17 protein-coding genes are annotated in these 9,247 nt (G+C 35.6%); all 17 read right to left on the bottom strand.

The annotated features are described in order from the left end of the window. Positions 1 to 410 precede the first annotated feature (410 nt). Entirely contained in the window at positions 411 to 854 is a 444-nt protein-coding gene (locus OWR28_RS02610; protein WP_332385371.1) for an HK97 gp10 family phage protein, read from the bottom strand. Next, positions 844 to 1,167, bottom strand: coding sequence for a phage head closure protein (locus tag OWR28_RS02605; protein ID WP_332385370.1), 324 nt, complete (start codon positions 1,165 to 1,167; stop codon positions 844 to 846). The genes OWR28_RS02610 and OWR28_RS02605 overlap by 11 nt, the downstream gene beginning before the upstream one ends. Then, the gene (locus OWR28_RS02600; RefSeq protein WP_332385369.1) at positions 1,161 to 1,628 is read right to left on the bottom strand and encodes a head-tail connector protein; all 468 of its coding nucleotides are present in this window, start codon (positions 1,626 to 1,628) and stop codon (positions 1,161 to 1,163) included. Before OWR28_RS02600 ends, OWR28_RS02605 begins: the two co-directional genes overlap by 7 nt. Further along, on the bottom strand, positions 1,628 to 1,846 hold the full coding sequence (locus OWR28_RS02595) for a hypothetical protein (protein WP_332385368.1): 219 nt from the start codon (positions 1,844 to 1,846) through the stop codon (positions 1,628 to 1,630). The genes OWR28_RS02600 and OWR28_RS02595 overlap by 1 nt, the downstream gene beginning before the upstream one ends. Positions 1,847 to 1,893: 47 nt before the next feature. Then, entirely contained in the window at positions 1,894 to 2,046 is a 153-nt protein-coding gene (locus OWR28_RS02590; RefSeq protein ID WP_332385367.1) for a hypothetical protein, read from the bottom strand. Positions 2,047 to 2,203: 157 nt separating this feature from the next. Further along, the gene (locus tag OWR28_RS02585) at positions 2,204 to 2,551 is read right to left on the bottom strand and encodes a phage major capsid protein (RefSeq protein WP_332385366.1); all 348 of its coding nucleotides are present in this window, start codon (positions 2,549 to 2,551) and stop codon (positions 2,204 to 2,206) included. An 8-nt stretch (positions 2,552 to 2,559) separates the two neighbouring features. Next, a complete protein-coding gene (locus OWR28_RS02580) occupies positions 2,560 to 3,087 on the bottom strand; it encodes a phage major capsid protein (RefSeq protein WP_332385364.1) in 528 nt (175 codons plus the stop codon). A 14-nt stretch (positions 3,088 to 3,101) separates the two neighbouring features. Beyond that, positions 3,102 to 3,479 (bottom strand): hypothetical protein, encoded by a 378-nt coding sequence (locus OWR28_RS02575; protein ID WP_332385363.1) that lies wholly within the window; start codon positions 3,477 to 3,479, stop codon positions 3,102 to 3,104. Between the two features lies 1 nt (position 3,480). Next, positions 3,481 to 4,155 carry a hypothetical protein gene (locus OWR28_RS02570; RefSeq protein ID WP_332385362.1) on the bottom strand — a complete coding sequence of 225 codons (675 nt, stop codon included), beginning with the start codon at positions 4,153 to 4,155 and terminating at the stop codon, positions 3,481 to 3,483. A 162-nt stretch (positions 4,156 to 4,317) separates the two neighbouring features. Further along, positions 4,318 to 5,001, bottom strand: a complete 684-nt coding sequence (locus OWR28_RS02565) for a hypothetical protein (RefSeq protein ID WP_332385361.1) — start codon at positions 4,999 to 5,001, stop codon at positions 4,318 to 4,320. Between the two features lies 1 nt (position 5,002). After that, entirely contained in the window at positions 5,003 to 5,239 is a 237-nt protein-coding gene (locus tag OWR28_RS02560; protein WP_332385360.1) for a hypothetical protein, read from the bottom strand. Next, a complete protein-coding gene (locus tag OWR28_RS02555; protein ID WP_332385465.1) occupies positions 5,236 to 5,988 on the bottom strand; it encodes a phage portal protein in 753 nt (250 codons plus the stop codon). The genes OWR28_RS02560 and OWR28_RS02555 overlap by 4 nt, the downstream gene beginning before the upstream one ends. A gap of 113 nt (positions 5,989 to 6,101) precedes the next feature. Further along, positions 6,102 to 6,644, bottom strand: coding sequence for a hypothetical protein (locus OWR28_RS02550; RefSeq protein WP_332385359.1), 543 nt, complete (start codon positions 6,642 to 6,644; stop codon positions 6,102 to 6,104). 66 nt (positions 6,645 to 6,710) lie between these two features. Then, complete coding sequence (locus OWR28_RS02545) at positions 6,711 to 6,959, bottom strand: hypothetical protein (RefSeq protein WP_332385358.1); 249 nt, start codon at positions 6,957 to 6,959, stop codon at positions 6,711 to 6,713. Between the two features lie 22 nt (positions 6,960 to 6,981). Beyond that, a complete protein-coding gene (locus OWR28_RS02540; RefSeq protein WP_332385357.1) occupies positions 6,982 to 8,070 on the bottom strand; it encodes a hypothetical protein in 1,089 nt (362 codons plus the stop codon). Beyond that, positions 8,049 to 8,279 (bottom strand): hypothetical protein, encoded by a 231-nt coding sequence (locus tag OWR28_RS02535; protein ID WP_332385356.1) that lies wholly within the window; start codon positions 8,277 to 8,279, stop codon positions 8,049 to 8,051. The genes OWR28_RS02540 and OWR28_RS02535 overlap by 22 nt, the downstream gene beginning before the upstream one ends. A 5-nt stretch (positions 8,280 to 8,284) precedes the next feature. Then, the gene (locus OWR28_RS02530) at positions 8,285 to 8,800 is read right to left on the bottom strand and encodes a terminase small subunit (protein ID WP_332385355.1); all 516 of its coding nucleotides are present in this window, start codon (positions 8,798 to 8,800) and stop codon (positions 8,285 to 8,287) included. Between the last annotated feature and the right edge of the window lie 447 nt (positions 8,801 to 9,247).

Here is a 9,247-nt window from a genome sequence, read left to right as displayed (position 1 = left end):
TGTTGTAGTATTGAACTATAAAATGTTCAACTGTAATATTTTCGGTCCTTTGTAATATTTCCTCAATAATATCATCTAAAAAGCCCGGCTTCCAACGTTGCCGCTATATCGAGTAACAACATCAATATTAATATCTCGCATTTTATCAAGCGAACATTTGTTATTCCATTGATCTGATCCACTTTGTGTGGATAAAATGATCATTGCCGTATCTTTGTTGGGGGTAGTAGTGTCGTATAGTTTAACGGGTATTCCGTTCACTACCATATTTGAAAGAGTATCATTAAAATACTTTCTGATCCATTTATCAGGATTCTTCACCATAATTCCAACCTCATTATCTCTAATATAATGAAATAAAATGAATTACGGAATACGTAAATAAAAAAACTCCTTTAAAAAAGGAGTTATTATCTTCTATTAAATTGCCTTGCTAGAGAGTCCAAGGCGTCTTTCAAATCTTGGAAATATTTTTCCCGCCCTTCGTTAAACGCAGGGTAAAAATACGGATGCGGATGTAGTTGTCCCATTCCGTTAACATAGAACTGCCAGGCAATATCTTTCCATTCATCAGCCACCTGAACATATGTCCCGGTGCCGAACTCTATATAAGCTCCCATAGGGAGTTGATTCACTGAAATAACCGCCTTGAAGCCGTTATTTTCAATCTTCGCATTGATAGACTGCGATATTGTTCCATTTTGGTCAACATCAGTATAAGCAGATAGATTCTGCGAAGCTTTTGTTGCTATTTCTTGTCCTGTAACAGCAGTAATCTGTTTAATCCTGTTTCGGCCTTGTTCGCCAAATTGATCTAGTAAGGCTAATGTTTCCCGTAATCCTCTAACTCTCATCACATAATAAATTTAATTCCATTTGTTCGAGTCCTTTAGGCTCTGTACCCTTTATAAAAAACTGTTTTCCCTGATACTTCACAAAATGATTCTCCGTGTAAGTAACATCATTCTTTTTATCCCTTACCGAAAATACAATCGGATTGACAAACTTTTCTATTCCGAAGCTTACAAACTTATTCCCGGCATTGGTAGTGATTTTAGCCCAAACCTTTTTCACAAATACATCTTGTGGCAAATTTCCCCCGAAACCGTCAGGAACAAATGTTTTATTCCATATCTCAATCAATCTGTTATATTCCCTTGCTAACATGCTATAAAACGTCTATTAGTGTCTATAATCTGTTTCACGTTTTCCGGAAGTAAAGTGGTATTAACATTCTTTTCAGCTTCGTAATACCAAACTTTGATTATTTGCAGCGCACTGTCAATCAGTTCTGAAGGCACTTTTTCTTTTGATGTATACCCGACATTTACTGTGATAGAATCAACTCCGCAAAACCTGACAAAGCCAGGATAATAAAGAGGCACTTCATTATCTGGAAAAGTAGTTGTATTAATCGGATAATCATAAACATTGATATAATCTGAATAACTTTTACGATATGTTCTATCCTGTGGTTTGAAAATATGCTGTGTTTGCTTTTCAATATACCCGAAGGCAGAAGCAATCATTCTTTCTAAATCCGAATCATCATCAGTAAATTCAGGTTCTAATCTAAGATACCTTTTAACGTCATCAATTGACAATATATGATCGTAACTGCTTGCCATTAATTCTGGTTTAATTTGGTGTAATCAACTGCGTTTTTCCAGTCAGGCTCAAAGCTTCCTTCTTTATATGGAATTTCTTTGATTAATTGCCCGGTGATAATAAGATAATGATAATTTTCTTTATCAATGATTTCTTGGGCAAGCTTCCAACTTGCCGCCTCAATCCTCATTCCATCAATCCAAACTAACTCCTTAGTTTTTTGATTGACAACCTGCATTTGTGTACAGAAAAAGGCATTATTCTGATTTTTTAGTTTCAATTACTTCAGATCCAGCCTTTGAAACCTTTTTCTTTTTTATCGGTTGGAATCGAAACCTTTTCAGCTCCTTTTTCGTCAACCCAAACGGCCACTTTTTTATTTACAGCAGCTTTGTTTCTTTCTGCTCCTAAATCCAATTCTGTTCCAACTCCATACATTTTAGACTGATCATTCCTATCTGATACAGGCTGAATAATTTTATCTTCATTTTAATTCTTTTAGGTTTATATCTAATATAGTGATTTTCAGTTTAATTTCAATAAAAACCGCCCCCAAAAAAGGGAGCGATAATAACTTTCAAATGAATAAAATAGTTTATACAGTTTCAGGTTTATTGATAGCCGTAATAGCTGCGGCAAATGTTCCTTGCAAGAACGCAGGAATATGATGTTTTTTAATATAGTGTACAGCTCTCATTTCAGCAAGGATAGTAACTAAGTTTTTAGTGAAGTCATCATTCTCATAACCAAGGTTAATATTAATCTCCTCACGAATTCTTAGATTTGATTTTGTGAAATCACCAATCAAGAAAGAACCTTCTTCAATTGCTTCGTTTTCTATAACTACAACCCCGGCAATTCTTTGTCCATCAGCGGTAACGAATGGAGGCAAAATATAATGGCCGTCTGTTCCTTTTTCAAGGTCCATTAAAGCAGCATCCATCGGACTGATCACAATATAATTCGGGTTAAATCTTTTCTTTTAACCAAAGCTACTGCAGTTCTTAGAACATCAAGTCTGTTAGCATTGAATACAGCTGTAGCAAAAGAAGTTCCCGTAACAGTAAATGTTGGTGCATACTGTAAAATACCTTTAAGATTTTGACCTACTCCATCACCATCAGAAATCTGTTCGTCAAGTTTAATTTCGATTGCTTCTCTCAGATCGGTATTAATTTCAGATCTTAAGAAATCAAGATCATCCAGGGCTTCTTTTGAAACTTTAACGAAAGCGGTGATCTTTTTAACATCTGCGCTTTCTTCGGTATAAGTCCAGCTGATTTGAGACTTTTTAGCCCCTTCCGCTGTCATTCCAGCCGTTCCTTCTTGCGCTTCCTTGTTAACCCATGTAACCTTATTACCTCTGATGGTAGAAACATTAACGATATTTCTAAACAACGGCATTCTGTTAGGCGCTGCAGAAATAACCCTGTCAATTTCGGTTGTTAATGCGTTTCCAGCATAACTTCCTAAAACCATTGTTGTGGCCGCCTTTACTTCAAAATTAACAGCAGACTGTTGATTTTTTTCATGGTTTCGATAGAGGCCTTAATACCTTCATTGTCGAAATGTTCTTTGACCGCAGTATCCAAAGTTTTTACAACACCATTCATCACTCCTTTTCTTTGAAGCTTCATATCTAAATTATCCAAGTGGTCCTGCATTTTACCTAAAGTGTCTTTTAATTCTTGAGAATTATCAGCAGCCTTTAGCCCTTCTTCGATTTGCTTTTGAAGTTCAGACATTTTCGTCTCTAACTCCTTATACTGTTCTGCAGACTTTTCACCAGATGCTTTTTGAAAGTCTGAAACTTGTTTATTAAGGTCATTAAATTTACTTTCAATTACCCCTTCTAATTCTTTTACGTCCATATTATTGAATGTTAAATTTTAAATTATTTATTTGCTTTATCAACGGCTCAAAAGATGGGGTGTCAGCTTCGGACGGCTCCGGTTCTTCCTGAGTGTTTTTGGTCATAGTTTGTAAGATAGATTCGATTTGTCGTAGCCTCGTATCTGAATAATCAAGGTTGTATGATTTTTCGATCAGTTCTAATATCCCATAAGTACTTTTAATGGATTTTATACCCTGAACAGTGGATAGCTGATTTGCTCCCCAACTGGAAAGAAAAGAATATTCCATTAATTGATATTCGGTGATAATCGCCTTTTTACGCTCATCACGCCTTACAACCTTGTATCCGATTGATAACTCAGCGTTCAATCCATTATCATGCATTAATTTGACATCGGTAAACATGTCTCTACCTAGATCTTTTTGCATATTGAATTGAGTTGTTGTAAGTAGTCCAAATGAATCTTTAGTGTCTATATTTAGAGGAACGCCGATCATTTCCCGTGGATTATGATCCTTTAAAACACGAATTCTTTTGAAGTTTTCAGAAACGGTCTTGTCAAAAGATCCTTTTGCAGAAATGTCACCGTCGGAGTCTTCAAAGTCATATGCATTTGCATAGGCAATTACGATGCCTTTAGTTTCATCTAAATCCTTTAGATTGTAAGATAGTTGTTTTAATTCCTTCTCCATTTTGCCCTCGTCATTATCTCTAATATAGTGATTTTATTTTGATTATGTATCAATCTGTGAAAATTAATCGCCCGTTTTCGTCTCTTTTAGCTTCGTAACCAAAAGTACACCTACAGTTTACTGTTTCTTCGGCTGTGCCGTTTTCTCTATCCCCTGGATGTTTCATTTTAATACCTCCCACAGAAAACATTTCGTTTTGATCAACTTTCTGGCCGTTGGCTTGAACATGAGAAGGTCTTCTCTTCCGTCATTTCGCCCTATCCACACTTTCTGCATTAATACACCTGAAGTTTGTCCGGCTATTTCTTTGGCTGAATTCATTGCAAAACCTGTTTCAGTTCTGGCGATTCTCATAGCCTGCCATAGATAGAAGTCACGTTTATTTACTGTCTTATATATACGATCTCGCATTTCTTCAACGGTTTCATTTTCGTATGTTCCTTTTGTAATTTCGGACACTACGGAAGCAGTCATAGTTTCGGATAAAGTCCTTATCAAAGTACCGCCATATTTACTATAATACTGAATCAGGAATTGTTGAAAGGCTTCATTGAAAAAAGGAAGCGGTTTCCATTTTTTAAGCTGTATAGGATTATCTTTTCTAAGTTGTTTAGCTATAAATGCTCCGTAAGCCTTGCCAATGGTATAATGCACTTTGTAAAGCGTATTCTTAAGGCTTTCTTCATCAAAGTTAAAAATGATAACGTGCTTTGCATGATCAAAAGTCAGATTGTCAAACTTGATAGCCTTTAATTGTTTACCAAATTCAGTAAGCAACAATTTCAACGCCTTTGATTCGTAAGCGTTGAAATGTTGAATATATGAATTGTAAACTTGATCAGACATTTTAAAGTGACGGATGAATTGATCTCTGATCTGGCGTAGTATTCGGAATAATTCTTTCCGTTTTATATTTACTGGCAGATTCCTTTATGAATTCAGCTAATTCAGATACTTCCATTTTATAGTAAAATTTAAGAGTAAATCCTCTCTCATCTACCGACTGATCTTGTTCAAAAGCAATGTGTTCATTGAAGAATTTTAAAAGATCTTCTGCGTTTATATTTACGTCTTTTAGTTTCATACTATATCATTTTTTAAGTATTCATAAGATTTTTGCACGTCTGAAGCGGTTATTCCAACATCATCAATGCGTTTTAGTCCAGAGTTAATCCAAACGGTATCCATTCCATCATCCGGAAGTGTTTCATACTTTAAGGCTGTACGTTTTTCATTTGGTGTTAATGGAGCCTTGTCCATCCATTCAACCATGGCTTTATAATCTTCCTGCATTTCTGGCAGTTCTGTAATATCAAATTCTATGACGGCATTTTCATATCCTTTGAACTTTCGGATGAACTTTTCTGTCCACGCCTGTTGAAGAAGTATTAAATCAGGATGTATATTATCTGTAATTACTCTTTTTCGCTCTTCCTTCTGCTTATCATACTTACCACCGTTATCATTATTCAATAAAGCGTCGGACCAACCTAAAACATTACATATTGCTTTTTGATCGAACTTAAGAAATTCAAAAGGCAATAAATCCTTTGTATCAACTGACAGCTTAGTAAAATCAACTGGGACCGAAAGACCTCCTATTTTTGACAATCTACCCGAATCCTTATCCATATCTACTAAGCGTTGTTTTAATTGCATAGCCTGTTCTGCTGTTAAAACCGAGTCTTTGCCCGAAATTAATCCAAATACACCGCTATTCTTCATTGTTTTAACATTGTTGTTCAATGCTTCATTTGACGATTCGATGTTTCTGAGCAATACTTTTATAGGCGATAATCCATAAAGATGTGATCCGTTTAAATCAAAAAGGATTTGCTGTTTTAATATGTATAATCTGATCGGCAGGAAATCTAATATACTGTTCTCCGTCTCGTAATAAATAGTAGTCTATTGGATTTTCATCATAAAGTATATCAGCATCTTTTTTAAGAACAATTTTCATTTATGTGAAGGCAACACATAAACCAATTTCGAACCCCCGAATTTACTCCTTCTGTTGCCGATACTGAAAACTGATAATAGTTTCCTGTAATTTTCAAATATAGCTTGAAAAGAGAAAGAATATCTCCCCATGTTTGGTTAGGATTTGGTTTATCTAAAGGAAAAGGAAGCTCCTTATCCTCATAAGCTTTTGATTCAAGAATGAATTTATCAGCTAATTGTTTGGTTGAATAATTACCATTGGTGGCATTTCGTAATGAGGATAATTTAGAAAGACTCTGTTTGTCTTTTACATTTTTTACAGCATAAGGGACTGCTTTTGTCTTATCGCACATCTGATTAACAACGGCGAAAACGTCCGGATTTGTACCATATCCTTTGTCTAAATACGTGGAGTCCTTATAATCGTACTGTGCTGCCTGTCCACCAATAAATTGATAAAAGGCCTTGTTGAATGCATTTTCAAAAGTTTTAGCAGATCCAACAACATTACCCCACAACCTCCCAAAAAAATTATCCTTCGCCATTTCCTAACTTCATTTATCTCTAATATAGTGAAAATTTGTTATTTATGTTTTAAATCACTTTATATGTCAGCTAGACTTATTTTTAATGATTTCTATTAACATTTCTTTTTGAATCTCTATTGAATATCCATTATCTACACCCTTTTTCAAAGCTTCCGCATGCTCTTCTATTGAAGGATATTGATTTCCTAACTGCTTGCATTCTTCACTATAAATTCGAATAAATTCCTGCCAATCATCATCAGTCATCCATTCTTCTCTATACATTAATTGAAGAAATACTTTTGCCTCGTGTATATAATCAACATTTACCATTTAACTTTTTTAGCTAATTTACTTAAAAAACAAACACTTCTTGTTTTGGTTCTAGTTCGAAAAACATACGCATCATCAATGCATCTGAAAAGTCTGGCGACCTTCCTAACAACTCTTTTACCTTTTCCTTGGGAATAACTGCCAGTTTCCCATCTTTGTCAATGTTATGTCGCTTGACTTGTTCGAGCTCTTGAATTATAACGTCTTTGTACTCAGTTTCCCCGATGTATATAAGATCCGAATTGAATTTATAAGACAAATGGAAATAACATTGTGACTTGAGGTTTTGATACTGTACAATCGCTTCGTTTTCTTCAAATGGTTTTGCATTGTTTACAAAGCCTTTACAGCCTAAAACGTCAACTACTCCACCGCCTACTCCATCTTCATCACAAACGATATTATTTACCGGGACGCCATACTCTCGTGCTAATAACTTTATTCTTTCGGCAAGCTCTGTAATTGAGCATTTGTCGATTGAAACTATTTTTAACACTCGATAGCCAGACCAAACAATAATAACCGCCTTATCGCTACCAAAACGGGCTATATCTGCCGTTATATATCTTTGTCCCTCCGCAACAAATGAATTACTGAATGCATTAATGATTTTATCATATTCGATCAGCCTTGCAGGATCATCATCATATCTCCAATTACCATAAAGTAACCTTTGTTTATCTACTTCCGGAAGCTTGTGAAGATTATCAATGTAATGCTTTGAGATATACGGATTGTCGGTAACCAGAGATTGAACAAACTTTCGGTTATCCGGCATTTCACCTTTTTCATCAGGTAGATAGTAATCTTGGTAATTCCAGTTCTTAGATGGGTTGCTAGTCCATAATGCTTTAGGAACTAAACCATACATATCAAGATTATATCTAATCCTTGATTGAGCAATATCCCATGCTTTTTTAGTTATCTGAGCGGTCTCATCAATGAACAGGTCTGTAATTTCAAGTGATCCCAATTCGTCAAAGTTTGGATCTGAAGGATAGAGAAATAAGTCTTTTAAAAATATTATTGATTTATTCGGGAAAAGTATCTGATTTGACTGTGCGTTGAATTTGTAATGAATGTTAGCCTTTAAGCCTTGTTGGTTAGCCACATAAAAAAAGACTGCAATGTTGTTTCCTTCAGCGTCTTTAAAGATGCTCTTCCAATCAATCCACGAGTATCTGGATATTTCAAACGGTTTTTAAGTTGCCAGTAACAACCTAGAATAGACTTGCCGCCACCAGCACCGCCACCATACCCTATTTCATTAGTTACTCCATCTTCTAAATAGTCAAGAGCAATCGTTTGCTTTTTTGACAACCTCATTACTCATATGTCTTTTCCTCGTTCCAATGAATGGATAAATCTGTTTTCTGATCTACTTCCTGCTTGTCAGTCCAGCCCATATTTTTAAGAGCAAAAACAGGTCCTACAACCTTGCCATCCCACAATCCTTTTTCGTAGGTATTCTCCACATGTAGAAGAGCTTTTTTTATGTAGTAAGAAAACTCCGGCTTTTCTAAGTAGTCATATAGTGATTGTCGGCTTTCAAATCCAAGATATAAAGCCAATCCGGTAATACTAGGTTTCTCTGGCCAACGTAGCCAAATCTGCACAGGTTCACTTTCTGTAGTTGTTACCTGAGATTTTCCACTACCCGTTGTTTTTGAAGTGACCTTATGCTCAATAATAAATTCACCCTTACACCATTCAAAGTATTCCAGAGTCTTTTCTTCAAGTACTGCGGGGTCTGTAAACAATGCAGGCCTTCCACCTTCATTACCTACTGAAATCTGATTCCCTTCAACAAACTTTCCCTTATCGTCTCTTCCTTCCATCATTAGGTTTAAAAGTCGTTAATATTCCCCCTCTCAACATACACACTCCAACACGACACCACGTGCTTTCTATCTTCTTCATTTTTTCCAGGTTCTTAATTGCTCGAATTCGGCTTTCGTACTCTCTTTCCGAAACCTCCAATTCATTCACCGCACTCCCTGTCACTCCATCTGCCATAGAAAATTAGTTTAAAATTTACTTTTAAGATTTTCTTCCACTTCAGCCATTTTAACATAGTATGCTTCGGATGAAACCTCTACACGAAACTTAATCTTTCCATTCTTATGCTTTCTAGCCTGCAATAAGTAAATCTTTGAGTTTATTGTACCCACAGACAATGTTTCCCAATTACTCCAATTATTTTTAAAAATCCCATACTCCCTAAATTAAAAACCCCGCTACCTATTACAGCAGCGGGACACCAAATCACAAAATATTAATATGAAAAA

Source organism: Chryseobacterium sp. 1B4, assembly GCF_036631475.1.
GTDB lineage: Bacteria > Bacteroidota > Bacteroidia > Flavobacteriales > Weeksellaceae > Chryseobacterium.
Note: the sequence above shows the minus strand (reverse complement) of the source record. Positions and strands in the feature narration are given on the sequence as shown.

Excerpts from the sequence above, each read along its gene's own strand:
- OWR28_RS02600 (WP_332385369.1), bottom strand. The coding sequence starts at position 1,628 with ATGGCAAGCAGTTACGATCATATATTGTCAATTGATGACGTTAAAAGG.
- OWR28_RS02565 (WP_332385361.1), bottom strand. The coding sequence starts at position 5,001 with ATGTCTGATCAAGTTTACAATTCATATATTCAACATTTCAACGCTTAC.
- OWR28_RS02530 (WP_332385355.1), bottom strand. The coding sequence starts at position 8,800 with ATGATGGAAGGAAGAGACGATAAGGGAAAGTTTGTTGAAGGGAATCAG.
- OWR28_RS02560 (WP_332385360.1), bottom strand. The coding sequence starts at position 5,239 with ATGAAACTAAAAGACGTAAATATAAACGCAGAAGATCTTTTAAAATTC.
- OWR28_RS02545 (WP_332385358.1), bottom strand. The coding sequence starts at position 6,959 with ATGGTAAATGTTGATTATATACACGAGGCAAAAGTATTTCTTCAATTA.
- OWR28_RS02550 (WP_332385359.1), bottom strand. The coding sequence starts at position 6,644 with ATGGCGAAGGATAATTTTTTTGGGAGGTTGTGGGGTAATGTTGTTGGA.
- OWR28_RS02590 (WP_332385367.1), bottom strand. The coding sequence starts at position 2,046 with ATGTATGGAGTTGGAACAGAATTGGATTTAGGAGCAGAAAGAAACAAA.
- OWR28_RS02585 (WP_332385366.1), bottom strand. The coding sequence starts at position 2,551 with ATGGATGCTGCTTTAATGGACCTTGAAAAAGGAACAGACGGCCATTAT.
- OWR28_RS02575 (WP_332385363.1), bottom strand. The coding sequence starts at position 3,479 with ATGGACGTAAAAGAATTAGAAGGGGTAATTGAAAGTAAATTTAATGAC.
- OWR28_RS02570 (WP_332385362.1), bottom strand. The coding sequence starts at position 4,155 with ATGGAGAAGGAATTAAAACAACTATCTTACAATCTAAAGGATTTAGAT.
- OWR28_RS02610 (WP_332385371.1), bottom strand. The coding sequence starts at position 854 with ATGAGAGTTAGAGGATTACGGGAAACATTAGCCTTACTAGATCAATTT.
- OWR28_RS02580 (WP_332385364.1), bottom strand. The coding sequence starts at position 3,087 with ATGGTTTTAGGAAGTTATGCTGGAAACGCATTAACAACCGAAATTGAC.
- OWR28_RS02595 (WP_332385368.1), bottom strand. The coding sequence starts at position 1,846 with ATGCAGGTTGTCAATCAAAAAACTAAGGAGTTAGTTTGGATTGATGGA.
- OWR28_RS02605 (WP_332385370.1), bottom strand. The coding sequence starts at position 1,167 with ATGTTAGCAAGGGAATATAACAGATTGATTGAGATATGGAATAAAACA.